At 35.0% G+C, this 23,306-nt stretch carries 24 protein-coding genes, 1 pseudogene and 1 riboswitch; of the genes and pseudogenes, 14 read left to right on the top strand and 11 right to left on the bottom strand.

What is annotated here, in order from left to right; genetic code table 11:
- Positions 1-180: 180 nt before the first annotated feature.
- Positions 181-378, top strand: a riboswitch (FMN riboswitch).
- A gap of 221 nt (positions 379-599) precedes the next feature.
- Positions 600-1,187: an ECF transporter S component gene (locus MWJ95_RS20040; RefSeq protein WP_249075736.1), complete on the top strand. Its 588-nt coding sequence runs from the start codon at positions 600-602 to the stop codon at positions 1,185-1,187.
- Positions 1,188-1,543: 356 nt separating this feature from the next.
- Entirely contained in the window at positions 1,544-2,890 is a 1,347-nt protein-coding gene (locus MWJ95_RS20035) for a sodium-dependent transporter (RefSeq protein ID WP_249107090.1), read from the top strand.
- A 65-nt stretch (positions 2,891-2,955) separates the two neighbouring features.
- On the opposite strand, the gene MWJ95_RS20030 is transcribed toward MWJ95_RS20035, so the two are convergent.
- The 4 genes from MWJ95_RS20030 to MWJ95_RS20015 are packed head-to-tail and all read right to left on the bottom strand — an operon-like array spanning position 2,956 to position 6,686.
- Positions 2,956-3,342, bottom strand: coding sequence for an STAS domain-containing protein (locus MWJ95_RS20030; protein WP_249075738.1), 387 nt, complete (start codon positions 3,340-3,342; stop codon positions 2,956-2,958).
- 57 nt (positions 3,343-3,399) lie between these two features.
- The gene (locus MWJ95_RS20025; RefSeq protein ID WP_249107089.1) at positions 3,400-5,094 is read right to left on the bottom strand and encodes a methyl-accepting chemotaxis protein; all 1,695 of its coding nucleotides are present in this window, start codon (positions 5,092-5,094) and stop codon (positions 3,400-3,402) included.
- Between the two features lie 23 nt (positions 5,095-5,117).
- Positions 5,118-5,540 carry an ATP-binding protein gene (locus tag MWJ95_RS20020; protein WP_249107088.1) on the bottom strand — a complete coding sequence of 141 codons (423 nt, stop codon included), beginning with the start codon at positions 5,538-5,540 and terminating at the stop codon, positions 5,118-5,120.
- Between the two features lie 3 nt (positions 5,541-5,543).
- A complete protein-coding gene (locus MWJ95_RS20015; RefSeq protein WP_249107087.1) occupies positions 5,544-6,686 on the bottom strand; it encodes a SpoIIE family protein phosphatase in 1,143 nt (380 codons plus the stop codon).
- 437 nt (positions 6,687-7,123) lie between these two features.
- Here MWJ95_RS20015 and glnA point away from each other — a divergent pair, with 437 nt between their 5' ends.
- A complete protein-coding gene (gene glnA, locus MWJ95_RS20010) occupies positions 7,124-8,458 on the top strand; it encodes a type I glutamate--ammonia ligase (RefSeq protein ID WP_249107086.1) in 1,335 nt (444 codons plus the stop codon).
- Positions 8,459-8,598: 140 nt separating this feature from the next.
- On the opposite strand, the gene MWJ95_RS20005 is transcribed toward glnA, so the two are convergent.
- Both MWJ95_RS20005 and MWJ95_RS20000 read right to left on the bottom strand, forming a co-directional pair.
- Positions 8,599-9,720: a hypothetical protein gene (locus tag MWJ95_RS20005; RefSeq protein ID WP_249107085.1), complete on the bottom strand. Its 1,122-nt coding sequence runs from the start codon at positions 9,718-9,720 to the stop codon at positions 8,599-8,601.
- 47 nt (positions 9,721-9,767) lie between these two features.
- The gene (locus MWJ95_RS20000; protein WP_249107084.1) at positions 9,768-10,586 is read right to left on the bottom strand and encodes an MBL fold metallo-hydrolase; all 819 of its coding nucleotides are present in this window, start codon (positions 10,584-10,586) and stop codon (positions 9,768-9,770) included.
- 171 nt (positions 10,587-10,757) lie between these two features.
- Between MWJ95_RS20000 and MWJ95_RS19995 the strand changes: the two genes are divergently transcribed.
- Together MWJ95_RS19995 and MWJ95_RS19990 are read left to right on the top strand one after the other, a co-directional pair.
- Positions 10,758-10,934, top strand: a complete 177-nt coding sequence (locus tag MWJ95_RS19995; RefSeq protein WP_249075745.1) for a sporulation protein Cse60 — start codon at positions 10,758-10,760, stop codon at positions 10,932-10,934.
- Between the two features lie 22 nt (positions 10,935-10,956).
- On the top strand, positions 10,957-11,166 hold the full coding sequence (locus MWJ95_RS19990) for a hypothetical protein (protein ID WP_249075746.1): 210 nt from the start codon (positions 10,957-10,959) through the stop codon (positions 11,164-11,166).
- A 108-nt stretch (positions 11,167-11,274) separates the two neighbouring features.
- On the opposite strand, the gene MWJ95_RS19985 is transcribed toward MWJ95_RS19990, so the two are convergent.
- Positions 11,275-11,667 (bottom strand): NUDIX hydrolase, encoded by a 393-nt coding sequence (locus tag MWJ95_RS19985; protein ID WP_481817363.1) that lies wholly within the window; start codon positions 11,665-11,667, stop codon positions 11,275-11,277.
- A 429-nt stretch (positions 11,668-12,096) separates the two neighbouring features.
- Here MWJ95_RS19985 and MWJ95_RS19980 point away from each other — a divergent pair, with 429 nt between their 5' ends.
- On the top strand, positions 12,097-12,960 hold the full coding sequence (locus tag MWJ95_RS19980) for an AraC family transcriptional regulator (protein WP_249107082.1): 864 nt from the start codon (positions 12,097-12,099) through the stop codon (positions 12,958-12,960).
- Positions 12,961-13,003: 43 nt separating this feature from the next.
- Here the strand turns inward: MWJ95_RS19980 and MWJ95_RS19975 are convergent, their stop codons facing one another.
- On the bottom strand, positions 13,004-13,528 hold the full coding sequence (locus MWJ95_RS19975) for a GNAT family N-acetyltransferase (RefSeq protein ID WP_249107081.1): 525 nt from the start codon (positions 13,526-13,528) through the stop codon (positions 13,004-13,006).
- A gap of 173 nt (positions 13,529-13,701) precedes the next feature.
- On the opposite strand from MWJ95_RS19975, the gene MWJ95_RS19970 reads away from it, so the two are divergent.
- The 5 genes from MWJ95_RS19970 to MWJ95_RS19950 all read left to right on the top strand — a co-directional run bounded on the left by MWJ95_RS19970 (position 13,702) and on the right by MWJ95_RS19950 (position 16,692).
- Positions 13,702-14,472 carry a GNAT family N-acetyltransferase gene (locus tag MWJ95_RS19970; protein ID WP_249107080.1) on the top strand — a complete coding sequence of 257 codons (771 nt, stop codon included), beginning with the start codon at positions 13,702-13,704 and terminating at the stop codon, positions 14,470-14,472.
- 160 nt (positions 14,473-14,632) lie between these two features.
- Positions 14,633-14,803 (top strand): hypothetical protein, encoded by a 171-nt coding sequence (locus MWJ95_RS19965; RefSeq protein WP_249107079.1) that lies wholly within the window; start codon positions 14,633-14,635, stop codon positions 14,801-14,803.
- An 85-nt stretch (positions 14,804-14,888) separates the two neighbouring features.
- A complete protein-coding gene (locus tag MWJ95_RS19960; RefSeq protein ID WP_249107078.1) occupies positions 14,889-15,161 on the top strand; it encodes an HAD family hydrolase in 273 nt (90 codons plus the stop codon).
- Between the two features lie 87 nt (positions 15,162-15,248).
- The gene (locus MWJ95_RS19955; RefSeq protein ID WP_349294164.1) at positions 15,249-15,800 is read left to right on the top strand and encodes a GNAT family N-acetyltransferase; all 552 of its coding nucleotides are present in this window, start codon (positions 15,249-15,251) and stop codon (positions 15,798-15,800) included.
- A 547-nt stretch (positions 15,801-16,347) separates the two neighbouring features.
- Entirely contained in the window at positions 16,348-16,692 is a 345-nt protein-coding gene (locus tag MWJ95_RS19950; RefSeq protein ID WP_249107076.1) for a hypothetical protein, read from the top strand.
- Between the two features lie 724 nt (positions 16,693-17,416).
- On the opposite strand, the gene MWJ95_RS19940 is transcribed toward MWJ95_RS19950, so the two are convergent.
- Entirely contained in the window at positions 17,417-17,980 is a 564-nt protein-coding gene (locus tag MWJ95_RS19940) for a hypothetical protein (protein ID WP_249107075.1), read from the bottom strand.
- Positions 17,981-18,023: 43 nt separating this feature from the next.
- Positions 18,024-18,758, bottom strand: a complete 735-nt coding sequence (locus MWJ95_RS19935) for a hypothetical protein (protein ID WP_249107074.1) — start codon at positions 18,756-18,758, stop codon at positions 18,024-18,026.
- A gap of 566 nt (positions 18,759-19,324) precedes the next feature.
- Between MWJ95_RS19935 and MWJ95_RS19930 the strand changes: the two are divergent.
- Positions 19,325-19,653 (top strand): annotated as a pseudogene (locus MWJ95_RS19930) (transposase); the annotation flags it as partial.
- Positions 19,654-20,083: 430 nt separating this feature from the next.
- On the opposite strand, the gene MWJ95_RS19925 reads toward MWJ95_RS19930, so the two are convergent.
- A complete protein-coding gene (locus MWJ95_RS19925) occupies positions 20,084-20,281 on the bottom strand; it encodes a hypothetical protein (RefSeq protein ID WP_249107073.1) in 198 nt (65 codons plus the stop codon).
- A 488-nt stretch (positions 20,282-20,769) separates the two neighbouring features.
- On the opposite strand from MWJ95_RS19925, the gene MWJ95_RS19920 reads away from it, so the two are divergent.
- On the top strand, positions 20,770-21,516 hold the full coding sequence (locus MWJ95_RS19920) for a MerR family transcriptional regulator (RefSeq protein ID WP_249107072.1): 747 nt from the start codon (positions 20,770-20,772) through the stop codon (positions 21,514-21,516).
- Entirely contained in the window at positions 21,509-23,227 is a 1,719-nt protein-coding gene (locus MWJ95_RS19915; protein ID WP_481817365.1) for an ABC transporter ATP-binding protein, read from the top strand. The genes MWJ95_RS19920 and MWJ95_RS19915 overlap by 8 nt, the downstream gene beginning before the upstream one ends.
- Positions 23,228-23,306: the final 79 nt, after the last annotated feature.

Here is a 23,306-nt window from a genome sequence, read left to right as displayed (position 1 = left end):
CTTGTTAATTTCATGGACAGTAAACCGGCTATTAGGAGCATCGATAAACATACAAGTTTAATCGGAAGCGGCTTTGTTTTTTGCACAAAACCGAACTAGGGCACAAACATAATTGATGCAAAGCTATTTACTTTTCGCTAATAATTCATTATAGTAAGGCTATGAAATAAAAAAATATTGATTCATCTTCGGGGCAGGGTGAAAATCCCGACCGGCGGTAATAGAGTTGTAAATCGCTAATATTTCTTTTACGATACATTAGCTCGAATGATTTACTAAAGACTCTTCAGCCCGCGACCTGTGCAAATAGTTTTTTGCATGGCTGACTTGGTGTGATTCCAAGGCCGACAGTTATAGTCTGGATGGGAGAAGATGGAGGTACGATCGTCATTCATTGTTATGAATTTAGCTATGTACGAGCGTTTTTTCGATGTGACTTCACACCGTATCTGCTCAAAAATAGTTAAGTATTGGCGTTTTTTAATCATGCCTATTCTCCCTTATGCTCTTTTGCATAAGGGTTTTTTCATGATAATAAGTGATGAGGTCGTAACCTTTCTTCTTGCGAGATTGAATCAGCAAAGAGGAGAGAGTTTTCTATGAAGAAAAATGTTAAACTTCAATCGTTTATTACGATTGGCATGCTGAGCAGTATTTCGTTTTTATTAATGCTTTTTAATTTCCCAATTCCGCCATTTCCAGCGTTTTTGGAAGTGGACTTCAGTGATATGCCAGCATTACTAGCTGCCATCACAATGGGACCTGTAGCTGGTATTTTAGTAGAGTTCTTTAAAAATGTGTTGGACTGGATTTTCTCTGGAACGCCAACGGGAGTACCGGTTGGGCATATCGCGAACTTTGCAACAGGTATTTTATTTATTCTACCAGTGAGTTTTGTTTTTAATCGCGTGAAAACAGTTAAAGGTCTTATTGGAGGTTTAGCTGCTGGAACTATCATCATGGCAGTGGGAATGAGCGTCCTTAACTATGCAGTATTTTTACCAATGTACACTTACTTTTTAGGTATGGAGCCTGTTGTAGGTGATTCACTATATAAAATGATCGTAGCTGGTATCTTGCCATTTAACATTGTGAAAGGTATTTTAATTACTATTCTCATGGCATTACTATTCACAACAATGCGTAAATGGATACATCAGCAGCGTTCAATGTATTTAACAAAATAATTAGGATGAAACCTCGAGCTACGTTAAGCGCTCGAGGTTTTTTTGATGGAAAGAAAGGTCGGAGTGATGGAAGAGTCAAAGCGACGGATAGAGAGCGGAGCGACGGAAAGAAGGGCCAGAGCGACGGATGAGAGAGTCGAAGCGTTGGATAGAGAGCGGAGCGACGGAAAGAAGGGCCAGAGCGACGGAAAGAAGGGCCGAAGCGACGGAAAGAAGAGCCGGAACGACGGATGGAAGAGTCAAAGTGACGGATTGAGAGCGGAGCGACGGAAAGAATGGAAAGAATTAATCTAGTCGAGTTTAGTATTTTCATGTAGAATAAGAAAGAGTTTAGAGTGTTAGAGGAGTTTGAAGAGATGAGCGAAAAAAAGAGTCAGTGGTCTAGTAAACTAGGCTTTATTTTAGCATCGGCTGGAGCTGCAATCGGACTAGGGGCAATTTGGAAGCTTCCGTATGTTACTGGGCAAAGTGGAGGGGGAGCGTTTTTCCTTATTTTTGTTCTATTTACACTGCTGATTGGATTACCGATGCTATTATCAGAATATGTTTTAGGTCGTGGTACACAGTCTGAGGCTGTGACGGCCTATAAAAAAGTGGCACCAACGAAAACCGGGTGGGCCTGGGTTGGTCGTTTAGGTGTGCTCGGCTGTTTTTTATTATTAACTTTTTACAGTGTTGTAGGAGGTTGGATTTTTATATATAGTGGCCTTGGTGTGACTGGGGCTGTGATTGATCCTGCCAATGATCCGAGTGAGCTATTTGGAAAGATTGTAGGAACGCCTTGGATTACATTACTTGGTTTAGGACTGTTTACGTTGGTTAATGTATTAGTTATTTCACTGGGTGTACAAAATGGCATTGAGAAGGCCAATAAGTGGATGATGCCTTTATTATTCATTATGTTTATTGTCCTTGTTGTGCGAGCTTTAACGTTAGATGGAGCAATGGAAGGGGTTAAATTCTTCCTGTGGCCTGACTTTTCCGATATTACTGGAAAAGCTATATTAGAGGCGTTAGGACAGTCTTTCTTTGGCTTAGCGGTAGGGTTTTCTTGTCTTGTGACGTATAGCTCCTATTTAAAGAAAGATGTGAGTTTACCTAATTCGGCAGGCTCTGTTGTTCTACTTACTGTGCTTGTATCGTTTTTAGCAGGATTAGCAATTTTCCCTGTTGTATTTGCCTTTGATTTAGAACCAGCATCTGGACCGGGCTTATTATTTATGGTTCTGCCAACGGCGTTTAGTCAAATGCCATTTGGTGAAATATTCTTAGCGATGTTTTTATTATTATTTTTATTCGCAACGTTAACGTCTTCCTTCAGTTTATATGAAATTATCGTAGCGGCATTTATGGAGAAGGGGCGTATGTCTCGTTCTGCAATGACTATGCTTCTAGGTGTAGTAGTCTTTATGGCGGCGATTCCTGCAGCGCTTTCATCAAGTACATTAGCGGATGTATCGATATTTGGGAAAACGATTTTTGATGCAACAGACTTTCTAGTGTCGAATTTAATGCTTCCGTTAGGGAACTTATTGATTGCGATCTTTATTGCGTATGTAGTCGATAAAGAATTTGTGAAGCAGGAATTATTAATGGGGAGTAAAATGGGACATGGGTTCTATTCAACCTATCGTCTACTAATGTTAATAGTTGTACCTCTTGTCATTATCGTTGTTTTCGTCAATATGCTTTTACAATATTAAAGAGAGTAGGTTGCGTTCCGTTTAAGGAATGCAACCTTATTTTAATGATGGGGGCAGCAATAGAGTTAATATTCGCTAAGTGAAAGCTCGCCTAGCCAGCCTTCTTTAATGATCTGTCTCGCTTGCTCTTCGCTTTTAGTAATAGGGAACACTTTATCGACTTGTGAAATAGCAAACAAGCTGTGAATGAAATCATCTATGACAATAATAGCGATTTTCTTTTCTTTTACAGATACTTTCTTTGCGAAATTGACAATCATGCCAAAGCCGGTACTATCAATATTTGTAACCTTCTGCATATCGATAATGTATCCATGCTTAGTTTCCAAGCTTAACGATTGAAGTTCAATTTTTATCTCTTCGATCATCCCATATTCTAAATCGCCAGTAAACGCAATTAAAATATAATCAGCCTTTGTGTCAATATCCATCGCAATTTTTTTCTGATTCATACTATAGCGCCTCCATTTTCTTTTTCGTGTTAGGGAACTCTTCTAGTTTATTAGAAGTTAAAACTTGAATTTATTGACTTCATTTTGTAATTTATCAGCAATAGATGCTAATTCATCTGAACTTTGTGTAATTTCTGCAATGGTTGCATATTGTTCTTCCGATGTTGCGGCGATTTCCTCCGTTGCTGCAGCGGAGTCTTCAATGATGCGGGAAATATCTTGAATCGCTTTTTGAACCCCTAAGGAGTTATTGTTTACAAGGGTAAATGCCGTCTTCATTTGCTCAACGCCTTTTTCAGTTTCTTCGACCTTTTCAACAATTTCCTTTAATGCGGTGCCTCCTTTATTGATAATTGTTACTTGCTCCTCTACTGCTAGTAGATTACTTTCCATCGTGCGAACTGTCACAGAGGTTTCGGCCTGAATATCTTTAATAAGATTTGTAATTTGCCCTGATGCTAAACTTGATTGTTCGGCTAACTGGCGTACCTCCGATGCAACAACGGCAAACCCTTTTCCTTGCTCGCCTGCTCGTGCTGCTTCGATGGCTGCGTTGAGGGCAAGTAGATTTGTTTGCTCTGCAATACCGGTAATAACGGTAATAATGCCACCAATTTCTTCGGAGCGTTTACCAAGTTTTTGGATAGAATCTGTTGCGTAAGACACTGTTTGTGTGACGTCGCTTAAATGCTTAATCGCCTCATTGATCGCCTCTTCACCTTGACGTGCGAAATGGGTCGATTGTATAGCGCTATTTAACGTGTTTTCGGCCTTTTGTAAACTGCTCGATACTTCTTCAATTGTTTTTTGCATCATTGATACTATTTGCTCAGCTTGATCAGATTGAGTCGTAGTGCCAACTGCAATTTCATTCATCGTCAGTGCGATTTGGTTAGAGGCCTCGCTTGTTTGGTGTGATGATTCTGCTAATGAGTGCGATGAGTTAGCTATTTGATTGGCGCTGCCAGCTACGATTGTTACCGTCTCTGTTAAACGATTTTTCATATCACTAAAGGCATTTGCTAACACAGCAATCTCATCTTTACCTTTAGGGTTTAATAACTTAACATTTAAATTTAAAGCTGATAACTCTTTGGCATTTGTACTTAAAATATTAATAGGGTTAATGATTTGTCGCTGTAAAAACCAACTAATCCCGACAATCATTAATATGGCAATTCCTAAGGAAATCGCTACATTTTCCAGTGCAGACTTTGTAGCAATACTTATATAAGGAGCGGTTGGAACGGCTGTCGCCCATACACCAATAACATCTCCTTGGCTATTTAAAATTGGGTCATAGGCTCCTTGGTGCATACTACCTAAGACATTTGCTGATCCGATATAGCGTTTTTTTTCTCCCAACACAACAGTCGCAACGTCATTAGAAACCTTTGTATTTAATGCACGTTCGCCATTTTCGACTATATTTGTACTAATGCGAGTATCATTTTGGAAGATTGATACAGCGTTTCCGTTTGTTAGCTCCCCAACTTTATCAGCTATCTCAAAATTGTCTACCATTTTGACGTCGCCTTTATACAATTGATTGTCTTTAATAGACCATTCTCCTGGGAATGTAGCATCTAAATATTCATAGCCCAATTGAATATCTGATAAAAGTTTTGTATTTGCACTTTCTAACAGATTTTTTTTGGCAACATAAAAATTTATTCCTGCTAAAAGTGTAGTAAGTAGCAAAATACACCCGAATATTAACAAACTCATTTTCTTTCGGATTGACAGCTTCATGAAAACTCCTCCAATTTTACGTTTTATACACGAATCTTTTTTGAAACTCCAACTAAAAATTTTGTGTCAGATATATTTTCAAACCAAATATGGTCAACCATATTTTTTACAAAAAATAAACCTCGCCCACGATCTGAATAATCCAGTTCGTTTAAATCAAATTGTAGAACCTTATCCCAATCATTTTCTGCGATTCCTTTCGCTTCATCAGTAACTGTAATTTTAATTTCTTTATTAGAGTGGGATACGTGTACTTGAATTGCTTTTTTGCAGTATGGCCCAATCTTTTCAACAGCTGCCACAGCATTTATCACTAATTCATGTACGACAAATCGTAATTCTCTTTTAAAAGGTAGATTATATACATCTGTATAATTCTCCATAACTTGATCTACGTAAGCTATTGCTTGTGTATCAGGATTTACATTGAGTATGAATTCCATCATCAATCACCGACCCTGTAATGTAATTGTTATTGAAACTACTGTAATATCATCGCTGTAATCATTATCGAATAAATCGTATTTTTGAGAAAATTTCCGCAAGGCGTAGCCATTATCTTGTGAAGCATAAGAATGGAAAAAGTCCAAATCGACAACATGTTGCTCATTGATTGTCAATAATCCATCTGTATAAAGTATTATGCGATGCCATCCGGATAAAGGGATCGTTTTTTTATTGATTTGAATGGTTGGGAATAGCCCTAAGATAGGTGTATTTGCTGGAAGGAACACCGTCTCGCCGTATTTTCCAAATAAGAACCCAGATGGATGAGCCGCATTAACATAGTTTACAGTTCCGTTTTTCGTATCAATAAGTATGTAGATGGCTGTCATTAAAAACCTGTCTATATCTTCATCAGAAAATAACTCGTAAATTTGGCGGTTAAGTTCTCGGATGACTAATACTGGATCAATTAATTTCGTAATGATTCCTTTTAACAAAGATCTAATGGACATTGTAACGAGCGATGCGGCAATACCATGTCCCATTGCGTCATAAAGAAGAATAGCGGTTAAATGTTCATTAATCTTAAACCAGCAGTACATGTCACCTCCTAATGTGTTGGATGTAACATAGAGTCCATCAATCTGAATATACTCAAGATTCAATGAAGGAGATAATGCATTTTTTTGAAACTTCTTTGCGACAATTAAATCTTTTTGAATACTACTTTCTTGCTGTTTTCGCAGCTTGGTTTCTTTTTGATATTTAAGGGCCACTTGAATCCGAGTTTTAAACTGAGTAAAATCAAATGGTTTTAAAATAAAATCGAAAATCCCAGCTTCAAAAACCCTATCAATTGTCATACTTTTTTCGTAAGTAGTAGAAAGAAGGATAGGGGCGTCAAGCCAATTCTTTAGTTCGTCAATTTGTTGACAAATGTTCTCGCAATTTTTAAGCGTCATTTTTGCATCAAGAATAATTAATTCCAGCTCTTCTTTCAAAGAATCTGATAAATAATTCATTGCTACGTCAGTTGTTGTGAAGCAATGAATATTTTTGATGTCGATACGATGAAAATATTTTTGCAGACGCAATACATCATTACTTACGCTGCCAATAATTAATACTGACATACCTTCTCCCATTCACCGCCTTATGTATCTTTAACAAAGATAAAGCCACTGGACACAATTACGCAGAGGCGAAATCGATATAATAATTCCCGCCTATTATTATATACGCCTAATTTACTTATCTAATGAATAATTCAGAAATTCTAATTTGCTATAAATTTACCAATAATTATGACATTATACAAGACTATTGTGATATAAAATGTGGAAAAAAGTTCTTGCTTCTTGTAATAAAGTCGAAAAAGTTTTAATGAAATCACATTTTAGTAAGTCTAAAGGCCTTAAAGAAAGATAGATGACTCTATTCATCTGAAAAAAAGATTAATATATTCGGAAAATCGCATGTTATAAAACCTTACATAGATATTGTGTTTTTTATCGTTGTGATGTATTTTAAAAACAGTTACAAAGGAATTGTGTTAATTAAAATTACGTGGGAGTGGTGAAAAATGAAACATTATACAAAAGAAGATATTATACGTTGTATGAAGGAAGAAAATGTGAAATTTATTCGCCTGCAATTTACGGATATATTAGGAACAATAAAAAATGTTGAAGTACCTGTTAGCCAATTGGAAAAAGCATTGGACAATAAAATTATGTTTGATGGTTCATCAATTGAAGGTTTTGTCCGCATTGAAGAATCAGATATGTATTTGAGCCCTGACCGTGATACATTCGTTATTTTTCCTTGGACTGCTGAAAAGGGCAAGGTGGCTCGTTTCATCTGTGACATCGTTAGACCTGATGGTACTCCATTTGAAGGGGACCCCCGCGCCAATTTGAAGAGAGTTTTAAAGGAGATGGAGGAATTAGGGTTTAGCTCATTTAATTTAGGGCCAGAGCCAGAGTTTTTCTTATTGAAGTTAGATGACAAAGGGCATCCAACACTGGAGTTAAATGATAGTGGTGGTTACTTCGACTTAGCCCCAACAGACTTAGGAGAGAACTGTCGACGTGATATCGTATTAGAGCTAGAAGAAATGGGCTTTGAAATTGAGGCATCTCATCATGAGGTTGCACCTGGTCAACATGAAATCGACTTTAAATATGCAAATGCTATTGAAGCATGTGATAATATTCAAACGTTTAAGCTAGTTGTAAAAACGATCGCTGCCCAGCATGGACTGCACGCAACCTTTATGCCAAAGCCACTATTTGGTGTTAACGGTTCTGGCATGCATTTTAACTTATCATTATTTGAAGGGGATAACAATGCATTCTATGATGAAAAGGCAGAATTGCAATTAAGCCAAACGGCGCGTAGCTTTATGGCAGGGGTATTAAAGCATGTACACGGCTTTACAGCTGTAACGAACCCGCTTGTTAATTCCTATAAACGATTAGTGCCTGGCTATGAGGCTCCTTGCTATGTGGCATGGTCTGCACAAAATCGTTCACCGCTTATTCGAATTCCAGCTGCCCGAGGACTATCCACACGTATTGAGCTTCGTTCTGTCGATCCAGCAGCAAATCCTTATTTAGCAATGGCAGTAATTTTAGCATCTGGGCTTGATGGCATTCGAAAAGATCTCACACTGCCGAATGCTGTAGATCGAAATATTTATAAAATGTCACGAGCAGAACGTGAAATAAATGGGATCGATAGTCTGCCATCGTCATTGGAATTTGCACTCCTTGAACTAGAAATGGATCATGTTGTACGAGATGCACTTGGAGACCATATCTTTGAAAAATTCACGGCTGCTAAAGAAATAGAATGGCATAAATATCGGACACGTGTCCATAACTGGGAGCGGGAAGAATATTTAAGAATGTATTAGAAAGGAGTGTTGGGGCTTTGGGGCTCCAACACTTTTTTTATCAGTCCATAGATAGAGAGCTTGTTCCATCGTCTTAACAGCCATAAAATTTAACAAAAAGAAGGCCATCCCAATCATGTCTTGATAGGGATCGCGATTTTTTAGTTAGGTAGTTCACTTTGGATCATTAATGTGCTTTTGTGTTTTTTATCTGAAAAAACCTGGTTAATAATATAGACATTATTGTCAGCAGAAAGTTTATAAAAGTTAGGCGTGTCTAATGCCTCATTCAATTCCCCATCTTCAACTAGAAAATTATTCTTCACTTTAAATGTTCTCATCCCCTCATCGTTATAAGAAAAAAACACTTGATTGTTAAAATCTGTATAATAGGAATTTACAGTTAACACATCCGAAACAACTTCTTGAGTATGTTTAGTAGAAAGATTATAAAAAAGAAGCTTTTGGTCATTACTTGAAGATTCACTAGGGTTATCAAAGGTTAGACAAATAAATTGTTGTCCATTTAGCAAACTTGCCCAACCAATGAATTCATAGTCAGTTTTAATTTCTTCTATTTTTTTACTTTCTACATCATATAAATACAAATAACCAACATTATTTTTTTTATCTGTGAATAATATTTTTCCATCCTTTGAAGATAGATGCATATTCATAAATGTATAAGTGTTTAAATCAAAGATACTTTCGGTTTCATTAGTTTTTAGATTCTTTAGCAGTACTTCGGCTTTTTCATTTTTTCTATCTGATTTAATCCAAGCTGCATAGTCCCCAATTAGGACAGGGAAATCATTAAAGACATTTTCTTCATTTTCTTTTGTTAATGGTTGAATTTCTTTCGTCTTTAAATTCATAAAATAAGGGTTCAACTGCCATCCACTTTCATCGGCATCTACCCATACTAACCAATGATCATTTAATTCTACACCTTGAACTGATGGCATTTTGAATTTACTGTTAAATATGGATGTGTATTTTTGGGTTTTTCGATCGTATTGAATAATTTTATTATCAAGACTTGAAGGACTCTCTTGATCTACACTCATATAAATATAGTCAGCATTACCTCTAAATGAGGTGATACTTGTAAAAGGTACGTCATCTGTTTTATTGAAATCTTTATCGATTATTTGGTAATAATCTGAATCTTTAGGTTTAGCTTTATAATTATTAATATGTACATTATTATAGACGGCTTTACAAACAATGAATACGAATATAGCTGCACATGACAGTATGATTGTTCTCTTTATTATTTTCAATATGAATCTCCCCATTTAGACTAAGGTTATAACTTTTGTAACATCTACTAAAGCTCAATCATTTGCCCCGTTTTAAAAGATTGTAATTTTTCTTTTAAAACGGTTTTGAGAATGTTAAATCCTTTTGCTCCAGTACAATGGCAAGAATAAATACAATCTATTTTCATTTCATTTAAAGTATTGCCAATGGAGATCACTTCTTCTTTTGGTTTTCCTAAAGTGTTAACTATGGGTAGACCAATTAAATGAAATCCCCCAATAATTGCGTTGATTTTCTTATTTGGAAATTTTTTAGTTATAGCTTTAGTTATATTTACAATTCCGTGATGACTACAACCGCTAAATAATACTAACTCATTGTCGTTTTCGATCACTAACACGATTTCGTGATTAAAATCGTCTAATTCCTTCTTATCCCCTTTATAAAGATTGTTCGTATATTCATTCGTAGGCTCTAAATGAATAATATGAATGCCCTTTGTAAGTTCTATATCATCGTAAAAAAACTTCAAACGATTATCGAAGTTTTTTATTGTATCCTTTGCCCCTACATAATGATAATAAGGTCCAATTTTTATCCAATGTGATTCTAAGGCATTCGAAGACAAATAGATGGGAGCATGTTTATTTACTTCATCCAAATAACTTAATCCTCCAATATGATCAGAATGCCCATGTGAAATAATTACTGCATTCGCTTTGTTTAAATCGATACCTAAAGCTTGTGCATTTTTGATATAGGAGTGATCCGGGCCCAAATCAAAAATGATGTTCATTTGTTCGGTTTCTATATACAAGGATAAACCATGCTTGGCTGTCAATTTTTTATCTGATTTCGAATTTTCGAGGATAGCAGTAATTTTCAAAAAAACCCCTACTTTCTAATGAATGCTAGATATTTTACAATGGACAATATTCAGTGCTTATATTTTACCATATAAATGGTTATTTGCCTGTTTTTATCAATTTACTAAAAATAATTTGTTGTGACAAATACTTCCTTTTGCACTATGATTAGAAGAAAAGGGTGAAAATGTATGGTGCAAGCGACTCAAGTAGTAACGATACAAAATAATGATATTGTGCAATTTGAACATGATATTAATAACGCTCTATTAGATTTAAGCGATTATTTAATTGTTGATATTAAATATAATACGTTATATATAGGAGAGCATACAGTTATACATTCAGCTTTAATTATTTATAAATAATTGACTCTAAGGGGGACATACCTTGTCAAAAATATATTGGGTATCCATTGCTAAAAGAACAGATGAACCTGAAGTGAAGCAGAATATCATTGAAAGAATATTTGCGAGGAAATCAGAATTAAAGGATTTTCTAGAAAGAGAAGGCTACTGTAAGGCAGCGAAAAATCAATATATTAAAATTGATGATGAATTGATTTATGAAGCGGCCGTTGAAAAAGTCAAAATGAAATAATTCATCGTAAGAGTTTACCCGCGGGTGGTAGGGAAATACCCGCGGTTGTGGATATGTGTGAGGGGGACTTCAAATAGGATGCTCTTATCCTATGTCATGATGGTTCTATTATTGAAAAAATGATAATAGGAATGGTCTATCTTCAGGAAAGGTTAACGTTAAATTTAGTAATTCATCTTTTGATTTCCAGGCAATTTCATAAATCAATTCATCGGGGTCATGGATCATCATTTGTCCACCTTTCATAATTGTTTCAAAATAACGAACTTCTACTACATCATTATTTTTATGTAACACTTCTTTGACGATGTCTACTACATATCCTGTTTCCTCATACACTTCGCGGATACAACATGTCTCATAATTCTCAGTAGCTTTTTTTCCTCCCGACGGTACTGACCATGTTTTTACTTCCTCTTTCGTACCTTGCAAAACCATTAATAATTGATTGTCCTCATTGAAACAAATTCCTGCAGCCCCTTGCCATTTACCCAATATCAATATCTCCAATCTAATTGTGTTATTTAATAATAATTTTAACCTATAGTATCTAAAAGTTGAGATGACATTTGTTTAAATGTTTTCTATGTAAATAGGTTAATTGGAGTGGAGACTAGGCGACTCTTGGGGATCAGCGTCAGAGGAACGAAGGCTAAAACCATCATATCCTGTGATAACGCCTTCGTGACCAACATCGTGTTGCCCCGACGCCCCCAGGAAGCTCTGCTCTGTAGCGAAAGCGAAGCGACAGCAACAATGTTTTATCTGTGCGAAAGCGAAGCGACAGCAATAAAGCGCCTAGTCGGAACGGAAATTAACCCCACACGATGATAAAAATATAGCTTTCATTTTTACCAGTCCAACGTTAGCATAAAAAGACAGGAATAACTAATTTTGATGGTTTATGCTATAAGCAAGGAGTGAGGGCACTTGAGTTGGATTGAGTCGATTCAAAAAGCAATAATTTATATCGAGGAGCATTTATTAGATGACATCACAATGGAGCAAATCGCACGAGAGGTAAATTCTTCGGTCTTTCATTTTCAACGGACATTCTCGATTTTAACGGATATGTCTATTGCTGATTATATAAGACGTAGAAGGCTAACATTAGCAGCGCAGGAGTTAATAAACACAGAGCAAAAAGTAATCGATCTCGCCTACAAATACGGCTACGACTCTCCTGAAGCCTTCACCAAGGCATTTCGGAAGCAGCATAACGTAACGCCTAGTGAAGCAAGAAAGAAGCAAGGACAACTACAATCATACAATCGCCTGGTCATCCAGGTAAGCCTGAAGGGAGCAGAACCAATGAAGTATAAAATCGTAGAAAAAGAAAAGTTTCAAGTAGTAGGGGTAAAAAGAACATACAATTGTCAAAATGGTGAGAATCTGCAAGGCATTCCTCAATTTTGGGATGAGATGAATTCGAAAAACTTTGATCATCAACTTATCCAATTAAATAACGGAAGTATCAAAGGGACGCTCGGTGTTTGTGTACCAAATACAGACCAAGGGCAAAGTGGTTTCATTGATTACTGGATTGCAACGGATCATGTAGGGGATGTGGAAGAAAATCTATCGGCGCTGGAGGTACCTGCATCAAAGTGGGTAGTGTTTGAAGTGCATGGCCCTATGCCAGATGCGATGCAAAATACTTGGAAACAAATTTTTTCAGAATGGTTCCCATCCAATCCATATAAACCAGCAGGAACAGCTGAACTTGAAGTTTACCCTGATGAAGATGCATATAGCCCTGATTCATACTCTGAAATTTGGATTCCGATTAAGTAACAGCAATGAAAGTAGCCAAGAATGTTCATTCTTGGCTTATTTTTTATTTTAGTAAAGTATAAATATTTAGGTCATAAAAAGATTCTTTGGATTCATCATATTCCTGAAATGTTCCTTTAAAAGTAAAGTTCAATTTCTCTACAACTTTTATAGAATTTACATTACCAGGCTCAATTTTTGCTTCAATACTATTTAGGTTTAAAGTGGTGAAGGCATAATCAATTAAAGCCGAAATACCTTCTTGCGCATAGCCATTTCCCCAATAGGCCTTAGCAAGATCATAGCCAATCTCTGCTGAGGCGTTGTCTACGTCAAATGAATTAAATCCACAAGAGCCGATTATTTCGTTGGATTCCTTCTTGATCATTGTAAAGCGAATAGCCTTACGCTCCGCAGCTAATTGATCAAAAAGAGCAATCATTTCTTTCGCTTGTTCTTCATGCGTAAAATTAGTGATATTCATAAATTTTGTAACTTCTGGGTCTGACCAGATAGTAAATAGACTGTGTGCATCCGACATCTTCATTTTTCTTAAATATAATCTTTTTGTGTAAATTTGTTCAATCAATACTTATCCCTCCAAGGTTTTAATTAAGTTTGGATGAAAAATATTGCTATCTGCGCATAATTCAGTCCCTTCAAATTTTCTATAGCGATTATACAATATTTCAATATTAAACAATAGTTCTAGTAATTGCTAAAAACGTTATAATGTATACAAAAAGAATAGGAGAAATGAAAATGATCAAAGTAGCGGCCACGAATTATTCGATTATAAAAGAAACAATAGAAAGGGCGCCAACATTTGTCTACAGCATACTAGATCAGGTAATAGAAGGTACTATCTATGCCGACAATGAAAGCCTACAATCACTACTGTTTCAAACCAAATCAGGGATATACTATGTTTATGGCGATTCGCCCAGCGAACAAGTCGTAAGTAAACTTGCGGCTTTACGACAACAATCTATTGAAGAAAGGAAACGTTTCACATTATTTTCTTTTTCAGATGATTGGAACGCTAAAATTGAACAACAGTTAGATGGTCATGTAAAAAAACTAGAAAGATACACTTTTACTTTTGCAAAAAATGCTTATAACGATAGAGAAAGAAGAGAGTTACTTGACTACGAAATCACTAAAATCAAGCAACCTCAAATTGAGCATAGTTTAGAATTTGACAATCAATATTATGATGAATATTGGGATTCTACTAATAATTTCCTTGAAAATGGCTTTGGTTTTTGTTTGCAGCATGGAGATAAGATTATTAGCGAAGCGGTCTCTATTTTTAAATCGCATCAATTGGCAGAGGTGGATATAGTAATTGATCCTAGTTATAGAGGAAAAGGGTTAGCAAGCTTCATTGCCGAGACATTCATTGATTATTGCCTTTTCAATGATATTCAGCCTTGTTGGGATTGCGATATTCATAATCATGCATCCTATCAATTAGGCACAAAGCTAGGCTTTAGTAATCCTCAAAAATATGCAGTTTATACAAAATCTTAACGCTCAAAGCAGGTCCTTAAGATCAATGTAGAAGCATGTATATGTTGTAGGGTATTGAGAAAATTTCGCATGAAAGAAGGAGGTTGCATATGGACAAAGATAGCATTATTTTCGATTTGGATGGGACACTTTGTTATTCAAGAAAAACAGTAGCAGAGTCATGGGCGTAGGTAGTTCGGCGTCTCCTTTCGGTAAAGGCAAGATAATCGAAGAATTATCTAAAATGATGGGGTTACAAATTAAAGAAATAGCCGCTGTATTATTTGATGATCTTGATGAAGAAAAGCAGATGGAGCTTTATTTTAGCATCCTGCCAGCAAGAGAAAGTTGATTTATTACGTTATGTTGGTATTTTATATCCGCAGTTAGAAGAAACTTTGCTAAGCCTTTCGAAAAAAATTGTCAGAAGGGCTACATTGAAAACATTTTATGCTTATCATAAACTAGAAAAATACTTTCTCGACTTTGAAAATCCGGGGCGCACAGGTTTGTCAAAAGGTGAAAACATTCAATTAATTATGGAAAGAAATCACATAAAAAACGCTGTTTATGTGGGTGATACACAGGGAAACATGGCTTTAGCAAAGTTTGCAGGGATTCCTTTTATTTTTGCATCATATGGTTTTGGTAAGCCAGAGGAGTATGACTATATCATCGAAAGGCCAATAGAATTATTGAATCTATTTTAAACTAGGGCTGTTTTTGTAAAGATTGTTGCTCTTCGACTAACTGTGCAGAATAGTTGAATAAGATAGATTGGAATAAAAGGGGTGTAGATTATGAAAATCTATGAAACACAAAGGTTAATATTAAGACAAATTGATGAAAGTTGGGCAGAGGAAGTTCTTCAATACTACAATAGAAATCGCTTCTTTTTATCTGAATGGGAACCTCTACGCTCAGAGGAATTTTATACTCTTGATTTTCAGAAGAAGTTCCTTCAAGAAAATTTCAAGTCTAATGAAAACGGTACAATATTTAGGTTATGGATTACTAATAAACATGACGAACGAAAGATTATAGGGTGTATATCATTTAACTTGATTGTCCGTGGTGTTCTTCAATCTTGTATTTTGGGTTATAAATTAGACAAAGAGGAAATTAATAAAGGTCTAATAACGGAAGGAATGAAAAAAGCCATTTCCGTGGTTTTTGAAGAGTTAAAACTACATAGAATAGAAGCACCTATTATGCCCATTAACACTGCTTCTATAAAGGTTGTAAGCAAATTAGGATTTGAAAATGAGGGCCTTTCTAAAAAATTTATAAAGGTAAATGGAAGTTGGGAAGACCATACAAGGTGGGCATTAATTAATATCAACGGGTAATGGTAGTTCCTCAACTAACGAGTGTATCAGTCTAAAAAGAACAGGACTTGTGTTTATGATAAACCTCATTGTTCTTTCATCTTCAACGAATTGTGCAGGTTAGTTGAAGAAATTCTGTATCTTTATTCAACCTAATTCGTTTAACTGTATATTAAGACATTATTTATAGTATCTTGAGGGGAGAACGAATGAAGGTGGCCAAAGTACTTTGTTTAGGCATATAGTGGATGGCGTATATTATTTTTTCAATGGATCGTAAACAAATTACGCATTATTCTTGCGGTTGAAATTAATAAAAGAATACCTCTTATCGGATTTATTATACTAACAGTTCTATTTATTGTAGCGATACTATTATGCTTAGTTTTATTTGTAGCAAGAAGGATTTCGTTTGGCTAAATAAAAAACCGATAATGATAAAATGAAGTTTTTTTCTGTTCCAACAACATAAAACAAAAGAAATTGGTGTAGCCTTACAGTAGTAGGCTCTTTTTTAAAAATACAGTATAATAGTGGAGCAAAACTGAACAAACCAGGAGGAAGATTAATGTCAACAACAGAACCATGGAGACAACTAGTAGAAGTATTAAGATCTTATGAAAATGAAACATTACAATTCCAAATTGAATCAAAAGATAAATCTCTATACATGCTGCAAACAATCCCAAGTATGTGTCTCGGAGAAAATGAAGAGTTCGAAGAAATAAGTCATCTCATCGCTATATCAAGTGATGATATTAAATTTGCTCAAGTAAATATAACACTACAGAAAAAAGATATACTTAACGTTGAAAGTATTTATACTCCAGATGAAGTTGAATGGAGAAAAGATGGTTTCAAAATAGAATACAAAAACGATGTCACATTTACTTTCAATGTATTGTTAGACTAAAAAATGATTAGCGTGGGGGAACTTATTGAACACCTCTAGTTAAAAAACAAAAAGGAGTACCATTCGCTACTCCTTTGACAGCTCTTTTCTTACGATTAGTCAAGTATCTATAATAACTTTCTTAACTCTCTGATATTATTTTGATAAATTGGCCATGCCAAATAAGCCTAGTGATTTTTCGATTTTTCATAAGGCTTTAGTATGTTAAACTGATGCTACGACTGTACTAGGGAGCCAACCTGTAGTCGTAGTTTTGATTATGTGTGACAAGAAAGAAGATCGTTTTCAATAACTTGTTTACACATGCGACGGAGGCAACCTTATGACATTTTTTAACAACATTAAGAGAGTTTCGGTGGTCTTAAAGAATCTAACGAGACCCTTTTCTCCGAATTAAACCGGTAAATTCACCAGAACCAGAACCGTAAATGGGAACGGCTTGTTGTCAACGCTGTTTTTGCAATCTACGATAGTTATAAAGCGCATAAAGCAGGGAAAAACCAATTGCCTGGGTAAGGCATCGAGTTTTTTTTCCCCTTGGAAAAGAGAAGCGTATTTATCGTACAGCAAAATTTACCAGAAATATGCAAAATAACCATTTGTGCCTAGTGATTATTGGACGAGGAAAGCGCCGTATAATGCTTCTCCAAGTTCAAAGATAAAGATAACCCATTGCAGGAACTAGTTAGTCTTTTAATAGTTTAATACCTTCTATTGACAGTTTTCACTTTTCATTATTGATTTCAAACATTAATGCTTTTAATCTACCTATACTATCCATTTTAAAGAGTTTTTCTCTAAACGAAATAAATTCATTAGCAGCTTGAAGAATTTTAGAGAAAAATTCTTTTTCATTAACAATGTTTTTCGTTTCTTTGTAAACTTCGCAAGAGCTTTTACCTTCAAAAATCAGAGGATTCCTTTTTATTCTAAATACAATCAAGTTCTCTGGATTTGTAATGATTTTTTTAATACTCCACCTATGGTTATTCATAGCCATTAAGTGCTCTCCAAAACCTGTTCTTTTATACTCCAAAGTCATTTCCAAGATACCAATCCACATTAAATCAATATCATCCCAGTCCATAAAGTCAGTCATTATAGTATCTATTGTTTTAATAATTACTACACCCTCTAACTTATGGCCTTTATGCTGTTTTAATCGTCTGTTGACAACCTGAGTTGACAATGTATCATTTAATGAAATAAAGTAATCTAGAAAATTTTCTTTATTAAAACAAAACGAATCCAAATTTTTCTGTTCAATGTATGTGGTGATAGTAAGCATATACTACTCCCTTCATTACCTTAAAATATGTTATAAAATCCACTTAAAAAGGGTAGAAAGTATTTATTCTATAATTACTTACAACTAATCTGTACATTTGTCCATCTATACTAACATTTAGTGTAGCATATCCATTGCCATTTATAATTTTACTTCTATTCGCGTTGACAATTGAAATGATTTTTGTTCGTACATCATTTATAGCAAGATTATAATGAAAAGTTGTTTTACCAGTAGCGCCTGTCCAATATAGTGGGTGATGATTTACAAGAACATGATTCATACTGCTATTTTGTAAAGCTACAGTTCTACCACTACCAATAGATATATTTGTAGGAGTGAAAGATTTTAAAGCAGTCGCCGCTTTTTCAGGCGCTTGTTTTGTAAAAATCCTAGACCCAACTTGTACTACATACCTACCACCAACCCAGACAACCCTTCCGATAATATTCCACCAAAAAGGTTGAATTTCGCCTATTTGATCTTCATTAATTACTTCAATACCATACTCTTTTTGAATTGCCTCTGCCTCTTGAATACTAAGAAACTCGAATTCATCTAAATTTAACTCTTCACTATCATTAAAATCTTTGCGTTCATTATCTATTGGTGTCTCGTACCATTCAATTTGATCCCAATCAATTTCTTCTACACTTGTATCAAAATTCTCTTTTTCGCCGTGAATACTACTAGATAATTTTTCAGCAAAAACCGTATTTCCAAAAGAGCTAACAAATAAAACAAGCGACAAAAACACAAAACTACCTTTTTTGATCATCCCAATCATTCCTCCATATACTTTATTTGTACCAATTATATCATCTGTAGGAAATAATAGGGATTTAAATTTTTGCTAATTACTATTTAATAGGTAAATTTAGAATGGATCACTTAGTATGCTTGTAATAAATATTTCATTTGTGTTACATGTGTTACGAAGGCGTGTATTTATTTAAATTACACCAAAATCTGATTATTGTTGGCTTGAACAGGGAAATACGGTTATCAAAGATACGAAAGTAGGTGATAGCCCTGATTACAGAACGATGGTTGTCGTACGAGGTTAACTGTCATTTTGCTAGAACCAATGTTTAAGGGCTTTTTAAACGTGTATGGCATTGAATTAGACCAATCTTGTAGGTTATATAGAAAGGCTTCAGTGATGATCATGGGCTAGAAGCAGCTGCTGTTTTTTATTGAACGATTAAAGCCAAGAGGAGCTCGAATAGCTAACTCCTTTCTTTTTAGCAGAGCTGTCAGCAATTTAACGCCGGCATCAGTTTTTCATCAACTAAGTGGAATGGGAATATGTCAGATGAAATTAAAGCACAAGCACATGTTAAGGCGTTCGAACGTTTACCTGAGCACTACCAGCTACTCATGCATTCCGATCAAGGCTAGCACTATCAAATGGAAAAAATCGTCGCGCATTAGAATCAAGAGAGATTGTTCAAAGTATGTCTCGTAAAGGAGACTGTTACGACAACTCTGTCATGGAAATTTTCTTTGGCATTATGAAATCTGAATTCCTTTACATGAAAGGAATTTGAAAGAATAGAGCATTTTAAAATGTAATGGAAAAATATACAAATAACTATAATGCGAAACGGAGTAAGGCAAAATTAAAAACGAGTCCGATGCAATACCGAACTCGTTTTACCCAAGCTGCCTAATGAATAACCGTGTCTAACTTTTAGGGGTCACTTCAATATTGGAGAGTTCCCCTTTTTGTTATAGGGAATATTCTATCTGAATTAAATACACCTATTTTTATTCAAGGTGTTTGTATCTCAATTTCTGTTGGTTTTCTTTTTTCCGTATTCTTCATTCCAATCAATTTAAAAGTCGCTAAAATGGTTGGTGACATAAGACAAGAAAGTACCAAACAAATATTCAGTCGTTTACATATAACCTTTATCCTAATAAGTGCAATCGTATTTTTTTTGATCGTTATCTTTATTCTTTGGTCTCAAGGGGATTTTCCTACCTAAATATTCGTAATTATCGTTTGTTGTTCAACTAAAGGTGCCGTTTAGGGAACTTTGGACAGGGATAAAAACAGACTGTCCATAGACAGCCTATTTAATAAATTTATGCAGTTTTTTATATTTCTTCATTAGATTCTTTAGCAAATGGTGTTAATAAAACCCCTGCTAAAAACAAAATGTAACCTGTCCATTTTATCCATCCATAATATTGATGGTCTCTTAAAAAGTAAAATGAAGTAAGGATAATAGTAATACCGATAATAATAATACCGATAGCAATCATCCACTTTAAAGCAATCGGAATTTTTGACATTCTTAGGTCCCCTCTTTATGTATATTTTTTGGAAATAATATTACATATCCAAATGTACCATATAAAGGGTTTTGTGTAAAAAGTATATACTATTAAATGTTTTTAATATAACATCCAAATTTTACAAGTAGTGAATATTTAACATAGGTTCTCGACGCTACAGCAAACTAATGAACAATATGAGGAAAATAATAAATAAGGTAATCTACTACTTATTCGAATATCAAGAATTTTGTGAATAATCCCACTTTAACTAACGGTGCAGTTAGTTAAATAAGGAATTCCATTTTTATAACGAATTTAATATTAGTTACGCTGAACTAAGTGCAGTTCATAATTTCACAGAAATAAAAATCATCGTATTAAGTATATAGATTTTCATTTATTCAAGAACGCAATAGGTTGTGTTCTTTTTTTGTTAAGTGAATTAAAGTAGTTGCATCTGACGTAACGGTAGATTTTATACTAAAGAAAAGGGAGATGAAAATATGTATTCAATAGGTCAATTTGCGAAAAAGACGGGGCTAACGGTACGAGCGTTACGATATTATAGTGAAAAGGGATTGCTAGAACCATGTTTTATTTCAGATTCGGGTCATCGTTATTACAATGATGATAGCATTGAAACAATTCAAAAAATAGTAACATTAAAATATTTAGATTACTCATTGGAGGAGATTGAAGATCTTTTACGGAATGGGGAACAGCAGCTAATAGAATCATTAATGTTTCAAAAACTACAACTAGAGAAGAAGCGAAACCAAATTGATCGTGTTATTGCTAGTTTGGATCAGGCGATTGAGATAGGAAAACAAAGTGAAGTAATTGATACATCAATTTTTTTAACGGTTATTTTTAACTTACTAAAAGAGGATGAACAAAGGGACTATTGGAGAAGTATATTACCTGATGAGTTGGTAGAGCGCCTATATGACTTTTTCGGAATGAATATTATTGAATTAAATCAAAAATACATAGATTTAGCAAATCAGTTGAAGCAGGCATACATTCAACCGACTCAAGACGAATATTTGAAATCGTTAATCGAGCAGTTATTCTCACTAATTCCACAAGAAATGATAGAAGAGTTAGTAGAAGTATTAATGGAATATGAGGATGAGGATATTCAACTAAATGAATGGTTATTTCCTACGCCCTTTACAAAGGAAGAGGAAGAGTGGTTGATTTCGCAGGCTGAAAGACTTGGGGTGTATGGAGATGTGGATGATGAATAATTCTGTACGAGGAATTTGGCAGCTTGTTAATAGTAATCGATTGTCGAAGAAACTCACGATAGGCACTCTTTTACTAAGTATCGTTGAGACGCTTATCGGGTTGGCTGTTCCCTTAGTTACGATGAGAATGATTAATGACTTTTCAACGATTGGCTTTTCATTGCAGTCGATTTTATTAGTAGGTGCATTTCTAATTTTCCAAGCTGTACTGAGTGGAGTAACGTTTTATATGATGCGTAAGCTTGGGGAAAGAATTGTGGCAAATTTGCGCAATACAGTATGGGCACATGTTTTACGATTACGTATTCCTTACTTTGATGCACATGAATCTGGTGAAACAATGAGCAGAATTACGCAAGATTCTAATGTTATTAAGGAGCTTATTACAGATCATTTCATTAGTTTTATTTCGGGTTTATTTGCTATTGTCGGTGCAGTAATAATATTAATCATCATTGATTGGAAAATGACACTACTGATGCTAACTGCAGTTCCAGTAGCAATTTTATTGACACTGCCTCTTGGACAACGTATTCATAAAATCGCAAAAGAAAATCAAGACGAGCTTGCTAGTTTTACTGGACAGTTGGGGCGTGTATTAACGAATATTCGACTCGTGAAAACTTCGCAAACAGAAAATTTTGAGCAGCAAAATGGAGAAGAAAAAATTCATTATTTGTATCAATTTGGGTTGAAGGAAGGAAAAATTTTAGCGGTTTTATCACCGATTATGACGTTCATTATGATGGTTGTACTAATTTTATTATTTGGCTATGGTGGCGCGAAAGTAGCAACAGGTACGATTTCAGCGGGTGAACTAGTAGCAATTATGATTTATCTTGTGCAAATTATTATGCCATTTACTCAAATGGCAACATTTTTCACTGCACTTCAAAAAGCGATGGGTGCAACAGAACGATTACAAGAAATTTTGAATGAACCAATCGAAGGGCATGGGATGAATGTTATTTCGTCTCCCCATGAGTCGATAGTTTTTGAAAATGTTGCGTTTCAATATAATGATAACCCTATTTTAAAAGGTATTTCCTTTACGATCCCAGCAGGAAAAACAACCGCATTGGTTAGTGCCAGTGGGGGAGGAAAGACCACAATGTTTTCATTAATAGAACAATTTTATGATGTTACAGATGGTACTATTCGATTTGGAGAACAGCCTATTGAAAGTATCGATTTAAAGCAGTGGCGCAGTTTATTTGGGTATGTATCGCAAGAAGCACCACTCATGAATGGAACAATTCGAGATAATGTAACTTATGGCAAAAGTGAGGTTTTAGAAGCAGATATTATAAGGGCATTAAAAAACGCTTATGCATGGGATTTTGTTCAACAATTTGAAAAAGGGTTAGATACAGAAGTAGGGGAGGGAGGTATTAAATTATCAGGTGGGCAAAGGCAGCGGATAGCGATAGCACGTGCATTATTCCGAAATCCAGCGATATTATTATTAGATGAAGCAACATCTAACCTTGATAATGACTCAGAGAGAGAAGTACAAAAGGCATTCGAGCATGTAATGAAAGAACGTACAACGGTTATTATTGCACATCGTTTATCGACAATTACACATGCGGATCAAATTCTAGTATTTGAGGATGGTCTGATTACTGGTTCTGGAAAACATGAGGAGCTTCAAGAAAACCATACTTACTATAAACAGCTAATTAAATTAATGACGACAGAAGCTATATAATAAATGAAGAGGAGTATCATTCACATATAAGAATGATGCTCTTTAATTTAGTTTTTAGTCTCTTTTAGAAAGAGATATA

This window comes from Lysinibacillus sp. Bpr_S20 (assembly GCF_023337835.1).
GTDB lineage: Bacteria > Bacillota > Bacilli > Bacillales_A > Planococcaceae > Lysinibacillus.
This window is presented reverse-complemented; position numbering and strand designations above follow the sequence as displayed.